The organism is Pseudomonas sp. LBUM1640 (assembly GCF_059716225.1).
This window is the reverse complement of the sequence record NZ_CP166816.1, coordinates 5,136,278-5,152,374: the sequence shown is the minus strand read 5'-3', so window position 1 is coordinate 5,152,374 and position 16,097 is coordinate 5,136,278. Positions and strand designations below refer to the sequence as shown.

The following is a 16,097-nucleotide window of genomic DNA, read 5'->3' as shown; positions in this document are numbered from 1 at the left end:
ACTAACAAGGATGTCTGTGATGAAAAGCCTGCAAGGGTTGCCCCGTCTTATCAGTGCTTCGGTCGGCGCGCCGGGTAAAGCGCGCAACTTGCCTGCCGATGTTCAGTGCATTCAGTATCTATTCAATTTGATCATTCCCAAGATGGGTTTTGCGCTGGCCGAAAACGGCAAGTGCGACGGCCAGTTGGTGCAGTGCATCAGCCAGTATCAGTTTCGCCATCTCAAGTACGCGCACCCCGACGGCGTGATCGACCCTACAGGTCGCACCTTCAATAGCCTGATCGAAGAGGCGGTGAAGGTGCCGGTCAAAGCCTTCCCGACGATGCGCATTCCAAGCTTTTTGAATGTATTCGGCAATAACAACGGCGATGCCGTGCAGGCCACGGTCAATGTGTACCTGGACCGCATGCGCGCGATGGTCGAGGCCGAGCGGCGTAACCGGCAGTTGATGCTCCAGGCCACGTGCGACGGGGGCATGACGCTCACCGAGACCGACTTTCAGAACGCCGCCACACAGTTGGGCAGTGGTATCTCGGTGAATATCATCAAGGCCTTCGCCACCGTCGAGTCCGGTGGGCGCTCCGGTTTCGGGCCGGCCAAGTTGCCGGTGATCGCCTTCGAAGGGCACCTGTTTCGCAAGTACACCAAGCACATCTACGACCAGGCGCACCCGCTGCTGTCGTATGTCTATGTGAGGAAGGCCGGGCCGCAGTGGCAGGCCAACAACAAAGACCAAGCCAAGGCCTGGGAAACCATGGCCACCGCGTTTGCGCTGGATCAGGAGGCGGCCTTGATGTCGGCGTCCTGGGGAATGTTTCAGATCATGGGTTTCAACTTTACTTCGTGCGGTTACAAAACCGTGTTTGAGTTCGCGGCGGCCTTAAAGATTAATGCCGGCAACCAACTAAAGGCCTTCCTCGGCTTCTGCAGTCAGAGCCCGGCGTTGATCAAGGCCATGAAAGATAAAGATTATGCCGCCATGGCGCGTAACTATAACGGCAAGGATTACGGCGACTATGACAGCCGAATCAAGAAGGCCTACGAAGCACTGGAAGGGAAAAAATAAGATGACGCGTTTTCTAGCAGTGGGTGTTTTGTCGTGGTGCGCTATCGCGCCGGCATTTGCAGACGAAACAGCCTTGCATTCAGGCAAGTACGAAGAGCTGATGCTGGCGGTGACGCCTGAGCATCAGGTCGAGGGTTATTACGCGCAAGAACTGGGCGAGGGTGTGACCCGCAATTGTACGTTCTACCTGCAAGGCAAGCCCGAAGCCCTCACCACCTGGCTCGACGAGGCCTACCCCGGCAGTGTGGCGGCTTCGTCCGATGGCGTGACCCTGACCGTGGAGCAGGGCCGCCAGCATCCGGGCTGCCTGAGCGTGCTGATGCCGGAAATCGCCACCGGCCTGGAGCTGACCCAGACCGCCGCTACACAATGGATTGGCCTGGTGACGGTGTCGGCCGACAAGGCTTACTTGCTCAAAGAACCGGGCGCCGATGCGGCCAAGCGCCCGTATATCGTCAAGGATGATGTGGTGGGGGTGTTGGCGTTCAAGGACGGTTGGGCCCACGTTGAATTCACCAATGCCAAGGACCATACGTACACCGGCTGGATCAGCCAGGACGAATACAGCCGCCTGTCTGCACCCAAAAACTGAGCTGTACCGCCCGCACTCACTCAAGGGCGGCTGTTGTTTCAACGGCCGCCTCAGGTAGCATGCGCCTCCCGTAGACATGGAGGTCCCACATGCGTTTCTCTTCCCTCGCCGTGTTATCCGCGCTGGTGCTCGGTTTGCCCGGCTGCGTGATGATCCCTTATGAAAGCCCCGAAGCTCGAGCGAAGATCGAACACGACCTGAGTGTTGCCCCGGCCGATATCATTGGGATCACCGAGACTAACTGGTGCCCGTACACCTACGGGATTGCAGAGATCTGTCATCCCACCCAGGGCTTGGGTGTGCTGACCAAAAAGGGCTTTATTCTCAGCCTCTACCAGAACAAGTCCTACGTGCCGGTCAGAACCTTGCGCGTCGATGAGGTGGTGTGCGCAAAAGTGACGGACGGGCGCGGCAAGCCCGAGACCTTCTACGTGTTTACCAAAGACGATGCCTTCATGCTGGCCCCCATTACGCCGGGCGGCCGTATCAATATCCCGATGAAGGACAAGATTGTCGATTACTTGGTGGGCAATCAGCAGAAGGTGTTCACCGGTATTGAGGGCTCATTTGTGAAGCTCACCGGTAATCGGGTTTTGCGCTATGTAACAACGCCAGGCTTCAAGCCAGGGATGGCGAAAGTGGATGAGTTTGCGATCGTCAATCCGTGCCCGGGCGCTGAGCAGCCAGGGCCGACTGCGCAGAATTGAGCCAACCCTTACGCCGCAACGTGCCATGCACGCTGCGGCGTTTTTACGCTAGGGCTCAGGCTTTGTTGCGGTTGAACAGCTTGCGGATGACGGCGAACAGCGCCACCACACCGATCACCAGAAACTTCTTCGCCGCCAGCAGGAATATACCGATCTTGGCAAACAAGCCGGCCTTGGCCGCGATCCCGCCAGCCACCAAGGCCGCCAGGCCGTAAGTGGCAAGTTTGTCGGTCTTTGGGTTGAAGTCGGTGTACAGGTTGCCGTCGGTGAAGTTGGTAAAGGCCAGGACCTTGGGCATTTCCTGCTTGATGGTTGCCAGGTCTGCCATGGCGGCGACGGCGTTGAGTTCCAGCACGCCTTCGCGGCCCAGCACGCGGATGCTGTAGTTGAGGGTGGTCTGCTGAGCGTCGTCGGCTTTCAGTTCGCGCGCCCAATACATCTTGTGGGTGGTGTCGTCGTAGTGGGGCGGCTCAGCCCAACCGAGCAGGTGCAGGCCGGCGTAGCCTTGCTTCTGGCGCTGCTTGTTGTCTTCGGCGTCTTCTTCCTGCATTTGCGTGAGCAGTTCGGCGTAGTCGATTTTCGCGGCATCCTCATCGGAAACATGCCCGTCAGCCTTGTAGCTGACGATCACCCCCCAGCCACGTTCCGACAACGGGCTGACCGCTTTTGGCACGATCATGCCCAGGGTCTTGAAGCCTGGCGGGTTGCCCCAGCCATCGGTCAGCAGACGCTCGGTGTCCGATGGGTCAAGGTAGTAGAACTCATCGTTGAGCTTGAGGGTGGCGATGCCGCTCGGCAGGGTGACGGTGCCGGTCTTCTGCTTGAGTGAAGCGAGGAAGTGTTCGGCCGTTTCGGCGGGAGCGCTGGCTTCTTCGGGTGCAGGCGTAGGGGCAGCAAAAGCGGGTACGGCAGACAGGCTCAGAGCCGCCGCCGCTATCAACGCGCGGAAGTAATTCATGGTAGTCCCTTACATTTTGAATTAATTTCGCGAGAGAATATCTGAAATTTGTTGCTTGAGTTAGCCAAAAGTCTCCCGCAGCAGCCCGGCAAACGCATCCCGTGCCAGGTGCCGCTGGGTGTCTTTGTGCCAGAACAGCAGGTTGTCCACCGCCTGCAGTTCCTCAAACCGGTAGGACGCCAACTGATTGGCCTGCTCATAGCGCGCCAGGATGCCTTCCGGCGCCAACGCCACGCCAATGCCCGCGCTGACACAGCCGATGATCGTGCCCCAGCTGGCATAGCTGGCGATGCTCGGCTTGAAGTCGTGGGGCTTGACCCAGTTTTCCAGTGCGGCGCGATACGGGCAGCCGGGTGGCCACACCAACAAGGTGCGCCCGGCCAGGTCTTCGGCGCTGCTGATCGGGGCGCTGGAGGCGCTGGCGATCAGCACCAGGCGTTCGCTGTAGACCACGCTGTGTTCGAGCTTGGTGCGTTTGCCTCCAGCCGCCACCAGCGCTACATCGAGGCGGTGGTGTTGCAAGTCATCGAGCAGCTCGGCCCATGCGCCGGTCACCAGTTCCAGGCTGACATCGGGGTAGCGCCGGTGGTACTCCGCCAGTAACGGCGGCAGACGGCCGCTGGCGCTGGACTCCACGGCGCCGATGCGCAAGGTGCCACGGGGAATCGCATTGGCATCCACGGCGCGTTTGGACTCATCCACCAACGCCAGGATGCGTTCGCAGTAATCCAGGAAGATCTCACCGGCGGCACTGATCGCCAGCCCACGCCCCGCACGAATGAACAGCGGTGTGCCCAACTCGCTTTCCAACTGCTTGATGCGCGTGGTGATGTTGGATGGCACGCAGTGCAATTGCAGGGCGGCCTGGGCCACGCTGCCGGTTTGCGCCACGGCTCGCACCATTTTCAGTTGGGCCAGTTCCATTGCTCAGTTCCAGTGATTTCAGAAGTCAGAAACGCTTAATTGTCCTACGCCTTGCGCGGGCCAAGACTGACGGTATTCCTTCCAACAGCCGGACGCCGTCGATGAATACCCCCTCACCCCTAAAGCTAACGCTAGTCATCGCCGGCGTCATCCTCTGTTGGGCTTACTCACCGATTGGCGTGCACATGGGCCTGCACAGCTACAGCCCCGGCCAACTGGCGCTGCTGCGGTTTCTGATCGCGTCGGTATTCATGGGCGGTGTGGCGTTGGTGGTAGGCATAGGCCGCCCGCGTTGGCGCGATCTGCCGTGGTTGCTGGTGCTGGGTTTTTTCGGCGTGTTCCTGCACCACACCAGCCTCAATTACGGGCAGCAATGGGTAACGGCAGCAGCTTCGAGCGTGCTGGCGCAGTCGGCACCGCTGTTCAGTGCGCTGATCGCGTTTTTTTGCTTGAAAGAACGGGTCAGTGCCTGGCGTTGGGGCTGCGTGCTGCTGGGTTTGCTCGGCGTGCTGGTGGTGATCTGGGGCGATCACGGCGTGGGGCGCATCGACCCGCGTGGTTTACTGATCCTGTTGGCGGCGGTCTCGTGGAGCGTTTACTTCGCTATCCAGAAGCACTATGCCCATCGCTACAGCCCGCTGACCATGGCGTGCTACATGGTGTGGGCGGGCACCCTGATGCTGTGCGTGAACCTGCCAGGCCTGGCCGATGCCGTCGGGCAGGCGCCGCTGCCGGAAAACCTGGCGGTGCTGATTCTCGGCATTTTCCCCAGCGCTTTGGCTTACCTCGCCTGGGCCTACGTGTTGAAGCACGTCGAGGTCAGCCGCGCGTCGGTGGCGATGTACCTGATTCCGCCGGTGGCCATGCTGATGGCCGCGACGCTGCTGGGCGAACACATTGCCGTGCAGGTGATGCTGGGCGGTGTGATGGTGCTGGCCAGCGTTGCCGCCATCAGCCTGGAGGGCCGCTGGCGGTCAGTCGCTCAGGCTGAACGCGCGCAACCGGTGGCCATCGAGGTCCTGGGCGACAAAGGTGTAGCCGAAGTCCAGGGTGGTCGGTGACTGGATAATCGTGGCGCCACGCGCGACCCACTGATCGTGCAGGGCATCCACGGCAGCCGGGTCGGGCAACGAAAACCCAACCTCGCCACCACCACCGGTGATTTGAGCGGCGGGTTCCACGGTGTGCCGCGACCACAACCCCAGCTTCACGCCATTGTCGAGGATGAACAGCGCAAAGGTCGGGTTCAGCTCCACCGGGGGCTTGCCCAGCAGGCGGCTATAGAAATTGGCACTGGTGGCCGGGCTGTCGACGTAGAGCAGAAAGTAATGGGCGACGGTGTTCACGTTGGCTCCTTGAGAACGGGCGTTAAGTGAGCCCAGTCTATAAGGCAGCCCTGTCAGTTCTTGTCAGGAGTGTGCAGGGGGCATGCTCCAGCTGTCGGAAACCGAGAAGCGCAACGGCACGGGTGCCGCGAGGCTGGCATCGGAAATCATCCATAAAGCGCCCAGGACTACGCGCATACACTCTCCAGGTTCAGGCCTTTGCGGGGCCAATCAGAAGAGCTTAGTCAGATTAGACGAGCGTGCCGGATGCAATTTCCCCCTTGCTCCGCTAGCATTACCGGCTCCCGCTTCCCAGTTGCGACGGTTTTCGATGAGTTATCAGGTTCTTGCACGTAAATGGCGTCCGCGCTCGTTCCGCGAAATGGTCGGCCAGACCCATGTGCTCAAGGCTCTGATCAATGCCTTGGACAGCCAACGGCTGCACCACGCCTACCTGTTCACCGGTACGCGAGGGGTGGGCAAGACCACCATTGCGCGGATCATCGCCAAATGCCTGAACTGTGAAACAGGTATCACGTCCACGCCCTGCGGCACCTGCTCGGTGTGCCGCGAGATCGACGAAGGGCGTTTTGTCGACCTGATCGAGATCGACGCCGCGAGCCGCACCAAGGTCGAAGACACCCGTGAGCTGCTCGACAACGTGCAGTACGCGCCCAGCCGTGGCCGCTTCAAGGTCTACCTGATCGACGAAGTGCACATGCTGTCCAGCCATTCCTTCAACGCGCTGTTGAAAACCCTGGAAGAGCCGCCGCCCTACGTCAAATTCATCCTGGCCACCACTGACCCGCAGAAACTCCCTGCAACTATTTTGTCGCGGTGCCTGCAGTTTTCCCTGAAAAACATGACCCCCGAGCGCGTGGTCGAGCATTTGACCCACGTGCTGGGTGTCGAGAACGTGCCGTTCGAAGACGACGCCCTGTGGCTGCTTGGCCGCGCCGCCGATGGTTCGATGCGCGATGCCATGAGCCTCACCGACCAGGCCATCGCCTTTGGTGAAGGCAAGGTCATGGCCGCTGACGTGCGCGCCATGCTCGGCACCCTCGACCACGGCCAGGTGTTTGACGTGCTGCACGCGCTGATCGAAGGCGACGCCAAAGCGTTGCTCGAAGCCGTGCGCCACTTGTCGGAGCAAGGCCCGGACTGGAACGGCGTGCTCTCGGAAATCCTTAACGTCTTGCACCGCGTTGCCATCGCCCAGGCCTTGCCTGAAGGTGTCGACAACGGCCATGGCGACCGCGACCGCGTGTTGGCGCTGGCCCAGGCGTTGCCGGCCGAAGATGTGCAGTTCTACTATCAGATGGGCCTGATCGGCCGACGGGACCTGCCCCTGGCGCCGGACCCGCGCGGTGGTTTTGAAATGGTCCTGCTGCGGATGCTGGCGTTCCGGCCTGCTGATTCGGCCGATGCGCCGAGACAGCCGCTAAAGCCAGTGGGGATCAGCCAGGCCACAGTTGATTCCGCCAAACCAGTGGCTGGCGCGGCCGTGGTCGCGCCAGTAGTAGCTGCGCCCGCAACGGTTGCCCCGGCGCCTGAGCCTGAGCCTGTTGCGGCCGCGCCTGTGGTTGAGCCAAAGCCTGTGATCGAGCCAGAGCCTGAACCCGCCCCGGTGGTAGATTTGCCCTGGAACGAGCCGGTGTACGCCGAGCCTGAAGTCGAACTGCAGCCTGCCGTGGAGCCCGTACTGGAAACCAGTGGCGAGCAGCCTGAGCTGACGCCGATGCCTGCACCGACGCCAGACAGTGTGGTGCCGGCAGCCCCCGAGTGGGTGTCTGCCCCCGTTCCAGAGCCGACCGTTGCCCAAGTCGAAGCCGCCACCCCGGGCATCGACCTCGACGACGAGCCGCCACTGGACGAAGATTACATCGAGCCGGACATCGATTCGGCCTACAGCTACCTCGATGACTTGGCCAGCGAACACACGGCGGAGCCTGCACCCGAGCCCGAAGCTGAACCCGCTGCTGCCCCGGCCACCGGCCTGGCGTTGCAATGGCTGGAATTGTTTCCGAAGTTGCCGATCTCTGGCATGACCGGCAGCATCGCCGCCAACTGCACCTTGATCGCCATTGAGGGTGACCACTGGCTGTTGCACCTGGACCCGGCCCATAGCGCCTTGTTCAACGCGACCCAGCAACGCCGGCTCAACGATGCGCTGAACCAGTACCATGAGCGCACGCTGACCATCGCCATCGAGTTGATCAAGCCCGAGCAGGAAACCCCGGCCCAGGCTGCATCCCGTCGACGTATCAACCGTCAGCGCGAGGCCGAAGAATCGATCCAGGGTGATCCACTCATCCAGCAAATGATGCAACAGTTCGGCGCGGTCGTGCGTCACGATACTATTGAACCTGTCGAAGCCCCGGTGCCCCAAGCGTCATAACACCGGGCTATTAATTGATCCACGTACTTTTGAGGTGATTCCCATGATGAAAGGTGGCATGGCCGGCCTGATGAAGCAGGCGCAGCAGATGCAGGAAAAGATGGCCAAGATGCAGGAAGAACTGGCCAACGCCGAAGTCACCGGTAAAGCCGGTGGCGATATGGTCAGCGTGGTGATGACCGGTCGTCACGACATCAAGCGCGTGAGCATCGACCCAAGCGTATTGCCAGGCACCAGCGAAGATGACCTGGAAATGCTTGAAGCGCTGTTCGCCGCGGCCGTCAACGACGCGGTGCGCAAGATCGAAGCCAACAGCCAGGACAAAATGTCCGGCGTGACGGCCGGCATGCAATTGCCGCCGGGCATGAAGATGCCGTTCTGATCCTCTAGCCTTGGCTGGAATCAAATGCCAGGCCACGTGCCTGGCATTTTTGTTTGGGGTGTGATCGTTCCCACGCTCTGCGTGGTAATGCCGCTGCGCACGCTCCGCGTTCAATATGAACCCTGGCCCGCCAGGCAAGGTCTGCACCCTATACCGATGAATTCGATAAAGGAGCTCCCCGATGCCTCAAGAACCGATTCTGAACCAGCGCATTGTCCTGGTTTCGCGCCCTCAAGGCGCACCGACACCGGAAAACTTCCGCCTCGAGCGGGTCAACTTGCCGGAATTGGCGGACGGCCAAGTGCTGCTGAAGACCCTGTATCTGTCGCTCGACCCCTACATGCGCGGCCGTATGAGCGACGCGCCATCCTACGCAGCGCCGGTAGAAATCGACGAGGTGATGACCGGTGGCGCTGTCAGCCGTGTTGAGCAATCGCGGTGTCCGAAATTCGAAGTGGGCGACCTGGTGGTCGGTTCTACCGGCTGGCAGAGCCATAGCATTTCCGATGGCCATAACCTGATCCCGGTGCCCAAGGGCCTGGCCAGCCCGTCGATGGCGTTGGGTGTGCTCGGTATGCCGGGCATGACCGCGTACATGGGGCTGATGGATATCGGGCAGCCCAAGGCCGGGGAAACCCTGGTCGTGGCGGCAGCGTCCGGCGCCGTCGGCTCGGTGGTGGGCCAGGTGGCCAAGCTCAAGGGGTTGCGCGTGGTGGGCATTGCCGGTGGCGCGGACAAGTGTCGCTACGTGGTGGACGAGCTGGGTTTTGATGCCTGTATCGACCACAAGAGCGCCAACTTTGCCAATGAGCTGGCCCTGGCGTGCTCTGAAGGCGTGGACATCTACTTTGAAAACGTCGGCGGCAAGGTGTTCGACGCGGTGTTGCCGCTGCTCAACCCCAAGGCACGGGTTCCTCTGTGCGGGTTAATTGCCGGCTACAACGCCCATGAAGCCCCCAGCGGTCCCGACCGTCTGCCGGCGCTGCAACGCACCTTGTTGACCAAGCGCGTGCGCATCCAGGGCTTTATCGTGTTCGACGACTATGGTGATCGCCAGCCGGAATTCCTCAGCGCCATGGCGCCCTGGGTGCGCGACGGCAAGATCAAGTTCCGCGAAGACGTGGTCGAGGGCCTGGAACAGGCGCCCGAAGCCTTTATCGGTTTGCTCGAGGGGCGCAACTTCGGCAAGTTGGTGGTGCGGGTCGCGCAGGATTGACCATTTGACGCTAATCCGAGGCGCGGGTATAAACCGCGTCTCGTTGTTTTGTCGGACCATTCGCTCATGAGCTTCAGCCCCCTGATTCGCCAACTGATCGACGCCCTGCGCACCTTGCCGGGCGTGGGTCAGAAAACCGCCCAGCGCATGGCGCTGCAACTGCTGGAGCGTGATCGCAGCGGCGGCACAAGGTTGGCCCAGGCCTTGAGCCAGGCCATGACCGGTGTAGGCCACTGCCGTCAGTGCCGCACCCTCACCGAAGAAGACCTCTGCCCGCAATGCGCCGACCCACGTCGCGACGACACGCTGCTGTGCGTGGTGGAAGGGCCGATGGACGTGTACGCGGTGGAACAAACCGGCTATCGCGGGCGTTACTTTGTGCTCAAAGGCCACCTGTCGCCGCTCGATGGCCTGGGGCCGGAAGCTATCGGCATTCCGCAACTGGTGGCGCGCATTCAAGAGCAGGGCACCTTTACCGAGGTGATCCTGGCGACCAACCCAACGGTGGAAGGTGAAGCGACCGCGCACTACATCGCCCAATTGTTGACCAACAAAGGCTTGATCACCTCGCGTATCGCCCATGGCGTGCCGCTGGGTGGCGAGTTGGAACTGGTGGATGGCGGCACGTTGGCGCATTCGTTTGCGGGTCGTAAGCCGATCGCGCTCTAAAGAACAAAACATCCAAATTGTGGGAGCGGGCTTGCTCGCGAATACGGAGTGTCAGTCACCGGATGTATTGACTGACCCACCGCCTTCGCGAGCAAGCCCGCTCCCACAATGGTTTTGTGTTGTAAGTGAAATCTTGAAAACCAAGCAAGCGCTTGGTAAGTTCGCTCCACCTCACCGTGGAGCTTGCCGATGTCTGCCTTCCAGGACTACTTCGACCCCAGCCACCAATTGGTCCGCGACAGCGTGCGCCGTTTTGTCGAGCGCGAGATGTTGCCGGGCATCGAGCAGTGGGAGGAGGCCGAAAGCTTCCCCCGTGAGCTGTACCTCAAGGCCGGCACGGCGGGGATTCTGGGCATCGGTTACCCCGAAGCCCTGGGCGGCAGCCATGAAGGCGATGTGTTCGCCAAGGTGGCTGCCAGTGAAGAATTGATGCGCTGTGGTTCCGGTGGGGTAGTGGCAGGCCTTGGTTCTCTGGATATCGGCCTGCCGCCGGTGGTCAAATGGGCGCTGCCCGAGGTGCGCGAACGTGTGGCGCCGCAGGTGCTGGCCGGCGAAAAGATCATCGCCCTGGCCGTCACCGAGCCGGGTGGCGGCTCCGATGTCGCCAACCTGCAAACCCGCGCTATTCGTGACGGCGACTATTACCGCGTGAGCGGCAGCAAAACCTTTATCACCAGCGGCATCCGTGCCGACTTCTACACCGTCGCCGTGCGCACTGGCGGGCCGGGCTTTGGCGGCATCAGCTTATTGCTTATCGAAAAACACACGCCCGGTTTCACCGTCGGTCAGCCGCTGAAGAAAATGGGCTGGTGGGCGTCGGACACGGCTGAGTTGTTCTTCGACGATTGCCGTGTGCCGGTGGGCAACCTGATTGGCGTCGAGAACATGGGCTTTGCCTGCATCATGGGCAACTTCCAGAGCGAGCGCCTGGCCTTGGCGTTGATGGCCAATATGACCGCGCAGTTGGCATTGGAAGAAAGCCTCAAGTGGGCCGCCCAACGCGAAGCCTTCGGCAAACCCATCGGCAAATTCCAGGTGCTCAAGCATCGGCTGGCGGAAATGGCCACGGCGGTGGAAGTCTCGCGGGAATTCACCTATCGCCAGGCGGCGAAGATGGCCGCCGGCATTAGTGTGATCAAGGAGATTTCCATGGCCAAGAACCTGGCCACCGACACCGCCGACCGCGTCACCTACGACGCCGTGCAGATCCTCGGCGGCCAGGGTTATATGCGGGGCAATCTGGTGGAGCGGCTGTATCGCGATAACCGCATCCTGTCGATTGGCGGGGGCACGCGTGAGGTGATGAATGAAATCATCAGTAAGCAGATGGGCCTTTGATCTGCAGTGTTTTTAAGGGCCTCTTCGCGAGCAAGCCCGCTCCCACATTTTGATTTGTGAACACATTCAAATGTGGGAGCGGGCTTGCTCGCGAAGACGGCCGCCCAGGCAACGCACAGATCAACTGAGTGACTAACGCTCGGTCAACGCAAACTGCGTCAGGCAAAACGTCGCAATACCCATGTCTTCCAGACGCTGCGAACCACCCAACTCCGGCAGGTCGATGATCGCCGCCGCTTCGAAGATTTTCGCGCCCATGCGCCGTACCAAATTCGCCGCCGCGATCAAGGTGCCACCGGTGGCGATCAGGTCATCGAACATCAGCACCGAGTCGCCTTCACACAGGCTGTCGGCGTGCACTTCGAGGAAGGCTTCACCATATTCAGTCTGGTAACCCTCGGCCAGCACGTCCGCCGGCAGCTTGCCCTGCTTGCGGAACAGGATCAGCGGTTTGTTCAGTTGGTAGGCGATGATCGAGCCGATCAAAAAGCCCCGCGCATCCATTGCGCCGATGTGGCTGAAATCGGCCTCGACATAGCGCTGCGCAAAACTGTCGGCGACCAGGCGCAGGGCCCGCGGCGATTGGAACAGCGGCGTGATGTCACGAAAGATCACCCCAGGCTTGGGGAAGTCTATGACGGGGCGGATCAGGGATTTGATGTCGAACGAATCGAAGGTCATCGTCGAAGAGTCCTGGGAGCGGAAAACGGACTCGAAGTATACCTGCGGCCTCACCGATTGGCGCGGCCGCGGCGGCTGAATCAGCCTTCCAGGGAGCCTCCGGCCAATGCGCACAGCTGGATCGGGTCGAGGATATGCACTTCCTTGCCTTCAGCGGCAATCAACGCGTTCTGTTGGAAACGCGTGAACACGCGGGACACGGTTTCTACCGCCAGGCCCAAGTAGTTGCCGATTTCATTGCGCGACATGCTCAGGCGGAACTGGTTGGCCGAGAACCCACGGGCACGGAAGCGTGCCGACAGGTTGACCAGGAACGTGGCGATGCGCTCGTCGGCGGTTTTCTTCGACAGCAGCAGCATCATCTGTTGGTCGTCACGAATCTCGCGGCTCATGACACGCATCAACTGGCGACGCAGTTGCGGCAATTGCAGGGCCAGTTCATCCAGGCGTTCGAAAGGGATTTCGCACACCGAGGTCGTCTCCAGGGCCTGGGCCGATACCGGGTGAATCTCGGTGTCCATGCCCGACAGCCCGACCAGTTCGCTGGGCAGGTGGAAACCGGTGATTTGCTCTTCGCCGCCGTCGCTCAGGCTGAACGTCTTCAATGCGCCTGAACGTACTGCATAAACGGAATCGAATTTGTCGCCCTGGCGAAACAGAAACTCGCCTTTTTTCAGCGGGCGACCGCGTTTTACGATTTCGTCCAGCGCTTCCATGTCTTCCAAATTCAACGAAAGTGGCAGGCAGAGGGGAGCCAGGCTGCAATCCTTGCAGTGAGTCTGGCTATGAGCGCGCAGTTTGACTGGCTCGGACATTTCTTAAATCCTTGTGGGAAAACACACATAAGACGTAAGGGTAACGCACCGAGGGTAGCTGAGGCCAGCGTGTACAAAAAAGCAGCAGGTGGATAAAGGTTTATGTATCGGTGCCGATACAAAGATGAATCCCTATGAGCTGGAGCTCAGGTCATGTCGGTAATCCCTGTCAATAACCCTGTCATTACTACGAAGGCCCCTCAGGTGCTGACGGCCGCTGATGCGCTTGCGGGCAAAAAGGTCGATGACAAACCTGCCCCGCCACCTACGCCCGGTGAAGGCGTGGTGGTGACGATATCCGGTGCGGGGCTTAAAGCCTCTCAGGCCCGTAGCAACCCCAACAAAGATATCGACGACAGCAGTCTGAAAGACAACATCAAGCAGTTGCTGAAAATGATCCGCGAGCTCAGAAAGCAGCTTGCCGAGAAAATGGCTCAGCTGTCGGCGGCCATGAATGACACCACCCTGAGCCCGGAAGCACGCCAGGCGAAGGTCGCGGGTTTGCAGGGCGACATCGCTACCATTCAGTCCGGTTTGATGACCGCCCAAGGGCAACTGGCCAAGTCGCTGAAAAATGAATCAGCTGAAGCCAATATGCAAGCAATGAGCCTGCTCGCGAAGTAATTCAGGCTCAAATCACCCGTGAAAAGCGTTGCCTGTTCTGGTGTTCCAGATAGGCATCGAACACCATGCACACCGAGCGCACCAACAAGCGCCCGGCGGGCAGTACGCGAATGCCCTGAGCATCGAGCTCGATCAGCCCGTCTGCGGCCATCGTCTCCAACTGTGGCCATAGTTCGTCGAAATACCCGCGAAAATCGATATTGAAGGCCTGTTCGATCTGCTCGAAGCCCAGGCTGAAATTGCAGATCAGCTGCTGAATCACTTCACGCCGTAACCGATCATCCGTGGTGCACACCAGGCCACGGCTGGTGGCCAGCTGCGCGCCGGCCAGGGCGTTCTGGTAGTGGTTGAGGTCGCTGCTGTTCTGGCAGTACAGGTCGCCGATCTGGCTGATCGCCGACACACCCAGCCCAATCAAATCGCAATGCCCGTGGGTGGTGTAGCCCTGGAAATTACGCTGCAACCGACCTTCTTCCTGGGCGACGGCCAGTTCGTCATCCGGCAGGGCGAAGTGGTCCATGCCGATGTAGCGATAACCTGCCCGCGTCAACTGCTCGATGGTGGTTTGCAGCATCAGCAGTTTTTCCGCCGGGGAGGGCAACTCGTCGGTGTTGATCCGCCGCTGCGGCATGAAGCGCTCTGGCAGGTGCGCGTAATTGAACACCGACAGGCGGTCTGGTTGCAGGCTGATCACTTCCTCCACGGTGCGCGCGAAGTTGATCGGCGTTTGCTTGGGCAGGCCGTAGATCAGGTCGATATTGATCGAGCGAAATTGCAGGGTGCGCGCCGCGTCGATCACCGCGCGGGTTTCTTCCAGGCTCTGCAGGCGGTTGACCGCGCGTTGCACCTCGGGGTCGAGGTCTTGCAGGCCGATGCTCACGCGGTTGAAGCCTAGCTCACGCAGCAGGCCCATGGTCGCCCAATCGGCTTCGCGTGGGTCGATCTCAATGCCGTAGTCACCGGAATCATCGTCGAGCAAATTGAAGTGCTGGCGCAGGCGGGCCATCACTTGGCGCAGCTCGTCGTGGCTGAGAAAGGTCGGCGTGCCGCCGCCGAAGTGCAACTGCTCCACCGGCTGTTTGGGGTCAAGGTGGCAGGCCACCAGTTGAATTTCCTGCTCCAGGCGTTGCAGGTACGCCTGGGCGCGGCCACGGTCCTTGGTGATGACCTTGTTGCAGGCGCAGTAGTAGCAAATGTTCGCGCAGAACGGCACATGCACATACAGCGACAGGGGCCGCGCGGCCTTGCGGCTGTCGCGCAGGGCGTGGAGCAGGTCGAAGGTGCCGACCTGGCTGTCCAATTGTACGGCCGTGGGATAGGACGTGTAGCGCGGCCCCGCCAAGTCGTAGCGGTGAATCAGATCTGTGTCCCAACGAATGGCGTCGAGCATGCGGGCGGTCCCCGGGATAGGCTAGTGGGCCGAGTCTAGGGGCAGTGCTGCGACGGCATCTTGATTTGCATCAACGGGGAGCGGCGCTATGCCACATGGCCTTTTAATGGCCCATCAACCAATGCTGGTGCGGACCTGGCAATGTCCATAGACCGAACAGAATCACCAGCAGGCCACCTGCCACGCGCACGCTGCGTTTGCGCAGCACGGCTGTGACACGCTCAGCGGCCAGCCCGGTAGCGAGTAGCACCGGCCACGTGCCCAGCCCAAACGCCAGCATCAGCAACGCACTGTCCGCCGCATTGCCCTGGCTGGCCGCCCACAGCAATGTGCTGTAGACCAACCCACACGGCAACCAGCCCCACAGCGCGCCCAGCAGCAACGCGCGCGGCAGGCTGGACACCGGCAGCAAACGGTTGGCGACAGGCTGTATGTAGCGCCACAGGCCGCGACCGAGGCTTTCGATACGCGTGAGGCCGCTCCACCAACCGGCCAGGTACAAGCCCATGCTGATCAGCAGCAAACCGGCGAGCACGCGCATGAACATCGCCGCCGGGCTGTTGGCCACTGCCCAACCGGCCAGGCCGATCAATAAACCCGCGGCGCCATAGCTGAGGATGCGCCCCAGGTTGTACGCCAGCAGCAGGCGAAAGCGCCGGCTGCGTTGTTCCTTGGGGATCGCCAGCGTCAGCGCGCCCATCAGCCCGCCGCACATGCCCAGGCAATGGCCGCCGCCCAGCAGGCCAAGGATGAGCGCAGAGACCAGCAGGGGCGCCAATTCAAGCATGGGGCGGGTCTTTGGGCGGTTGTTCCGGGCCGTTGGCTTCGTCGACGGCAGCCAGGTGGTTCGGGTCCTGGTCGTCAAACAGCACGCTATGGGCCGGGCCGTCGAGGTCGTCGTACTGGCCGCTGTCCACCGCCCAGAAGAAGATGTAGATGGCCACGCCCACTAACAGCAGCGCCGCCGGAATCATCACGTATAGAGCTGGCATCTGCACTCCATGCCCGCGCG

The 16,097-nt window shown here is 60.9% G+C and carries 18 protein-coding genes and 1 pseudogene; 10 read left to right on the top strand and 9 right to left on the bottom strand.

Features of this window, described 5'->3' with window-relative positions:
• Positions 1-19 precede the first annotated feature (19 nt).
• The 3 genes from ACA065_RS22675 (at position 20) to ACA065_RS22665 (ending at position 2,365) form a co-directional block, all read left to right on the top strand.
• Positions 20-1,066, top strand: a complete 1,047-nt coding sequence (locus tag ACA065_RS22675) for an N-acetylmuramidase family protein (RefSeq protein WP_497691597.1) — start codon at positions 20-22, stop codon at positions 1,064-1,066.
• Between the two features lies 1 nt (position 1,067).
• The gene (locus ACA065_RS22670) at positions 1,068-1,658 is read left to right on the top strand and encodes an SH3 domain-containing protein (RefSeq protein WP_497691596.1); all 591 of its coding nucleotides are present in this window, start codon (positions 1,068-1,070) and stop codon (positions 1,656-1,658) included.
• Between the two features lie 89 nt (positions 1,659-1,747).
• On the top strand, positions 1,748-2,365 hold the full coding sequence (locus ACA065_RS22665) for a hypothetical protein (RefSeq protein ID WP_497691595.1): 618 nt from the start codon (positions 1,748-1,750) through the stop codon (positions 2,363-2,365).
• Positions 2,366-2,420: 55 nt separating this feature from the next.
• Here ACA065_RS22665 and ACA065_RS22660 read toward each other — a convergent pair whose 3' ends face one another.
• Positions 2,421-3,323: a DUF2167 domain-containing protein gene (locus ACA065_RS22660; protein ID WP_497691594.1), complete on the bottom strand. Its 903-nt coding sequence runs from the start codon at positions 3,321-3,323 to the stop codon at positions 2,421-2,423.
• Between the two features lie 60 nt (positions 3,324-3,383).
• Positions 3,384-4,247 carry a LysR family transcriptional regulator gene (locus ACA065_RS22655; protein ID WP_497691593.1) on the bottom strand — a complete coding sequence of 288 codons (864 nt, stop codon included), beginning with the start codon at positions 4,245-4,247 and terminating at the stop codon, positions 3,384-3,386.
• Positions 4,248-4,348: 101 nt separating this feature from the next.
• Here ACA065_RS22655 and ACA065_RS22650 point away from each other — a divergent pair, with 101 nt between their 5' ends.
• Positions 4,349-5,308 carry a DMT family transporter gene (locus tag ACA065_RS22650; protein ID WP_497691592.1) on the top strand — a complete coding sequence of 320 codons (960 nt, stop codon included), beginning with the start codon at positions 4,349-4,351 and terminating at the stop codon, positions 5,306-5,308.
• Here the strand turns inward: ACA065_RS22650 and ACA065_RS22645 are convergent.
• Positions 5,222-5,593 carry a VOC family protein gene (locus tag ACA065_RS22645; RefSeq protein ID WP_497691591.1) on the bottom strand — a complete coding sequence of 124 codons (372 nt, stop codon included), beginning with the start codon at positions 5,591-5,593 and terminating at the stop codon, positions 5,222-5,224. The two genes, ACA065_RS22650 and ACA065_RS22645, sit on opposite strands and share 87 nt — an antisense overlap.
• A 78-nt stretch (positions 5,594-5,671) precedes the next feature.
• Positions 5,672-5,770 (bottom strand): annotated as a pseudogene (locus tag ACA065_RS22640) (amino acid ABC transporter substrate-binding protein); the annotation flags it as partial.
• Positions 5,771-5,903: 133 nt separating this feature from the next.
• On the opposite strand from ACA065_RS22640, the gene dnaX reads away from it, so the two are divergent.
• From dnaX to ACA065_RS22615, 5 genes are all read left to right on the top strand, one after another.
• Positions 5,904-7,970 (top strand): DNA polymerase III subunit gamma/tau, encoded by a 2,067-nt coding sequence (gene dnaX / locus ACA065_RS22635; protein WP_497691590.1) that lies wholly within the window; start codon positions 5,904-5,906, stop codon positions 7,968-7,970.
• A 43-nt stretch (positions 7,971-8,013) separates the two neighbouring features.
• Positions 8,014-8,352 (top strand): YbaB/EbfC family nucleoid-associated protein, encoded by a 339-nt coding sequence (locus ACA065_RS22630; RefSeq protein WP_083357362.1) that lies wholly within the window; start codon positions 8,014-8,016, stop codon positions 8,350-8,352.
• Between the two features lie 181 nt (positions 8,353-8,533).
• A complete protein-coding gene (gene curA, locus ACA065_RS22625) occupies positions 8,534-9,568 on the top strand; it encodes an NADPH-dependent curcumin/dihydrocurcumin reductase (protein ID WP_497691589.1) in 1,035 nt (344 codons plus the stop codon).
• A 66-nt stretch (positions 9,569-9,634) separates the two neighbouring features.
• Complete coding sequence (recR, locus tag ACA065_RS22620) at positions 9,635-10,237, top strand: recombination mediator RecR (RefSeq protein WP_497691588.1); 603 nt, start codon at positions 9,635-9,637, stop codon at positions 10,235-10,237.
• Between the two features lie 189 nt (positions 10,238-10,426).
• The gene (locus ACA065_RS22615) at positions 10,427-11,575 is read left to right on the top strand and encodes an acyl-CoA dehydrogenase family protein (RefSeq protein WP_497691587.1); all 1,149 of its coding nucleotides are present in this window, start codon (positions 10,427-10,429) and stop codon (positions 11,573-11,575) included.
• A gap of 132 nt (positions 11,576-11,707) precedes the next feature.
• On the opposite strand, the gene ACA065_RS22610 is transcribed toward ACA065_RS22615, so the two are convergent.
• On the bottom strand, positions 11,708-12,256 hold the full coding sequence (locus ACA065_RS22610) for an adenine phosphoribosyltransferase (RefSeq protein ID WP_497691586.1): 549 nt from the start codon (positions 12,254-12,256) through the stop codon (positions 11,708-11,710).
• 80 nt (positions 12,257-12,336) lie between these two features.
• Entirely contained in the window at positions 12,337-13,071 is a 735-nt protein-coding gene (gene fnr, locus ACA065_RS22605) for a fumarate/nitrate reduction transcriptional regulator Fnr (protein WP_497691585.1), read from the bottom strand.
• Between the two features lie 153 nt (positions 13,072-13,224).
• On the opposite strand from fnr, the gene ACA065_RS22600 reads away from it, so the two are divergent.
• Positions 13,225-13,695: a hypothetical protein gene (locus ACA065_RS22600; RefSeq protein ID WP_497691584.1), complete on the top strand. Its 471-nt coding sequence runs from the start codon at positions 13,225-13,227 to the stop codon at positions 13,693-13,695.
• Positions 13,696-13,702: 7 nt separating this feature from the next.
• Here ACA065_RS22600 and hemN read toward each other — a convergent pair whose 3' ends face one another.
• From hemN to ccoS, 3 genes are all read right to left on the bottom strand, one after another.
• Complete coding sequence (gene hemN, locus ACA065_RS22595; protein WP_497691583.1) at positions 13,703-15,085, bottom strand: oxygen-independent coproporphyrinogen III oxidase; 1,383 nt, start codon at positions 15,083-15,085, stop codon at positions 13,703-13,705.
• Between the two features lie 103 nt (positions 15,086-15,188).
• Positions 15,189-15,872, bottom strand: coding sequence for a sulfite exporter TauE/SafE family protein (locus tag ACA065_RS22590; protein WP_497691582.1), 684 nt, complete (start codon positions 15,870-15,872; stop codon positions 15,189-15,191).
• A complete protein-coding gene (gene ccoS / locus ACA065_RS22585) occupies positions 15,865-16,077 on the bottom strand; it encodes a cbb3-type cytochrome oxidase assembly protein CcoS (RefSeq protein ID WP_017735332.1) in 213 nt (70 codons plus the stop codon). Before ccoS ends, ACA065_RS22590 begins: the two co-directional genes overlap by 8 nt.
• Positions 16,078-16,097: the final 20 nt, after the last annotated feature.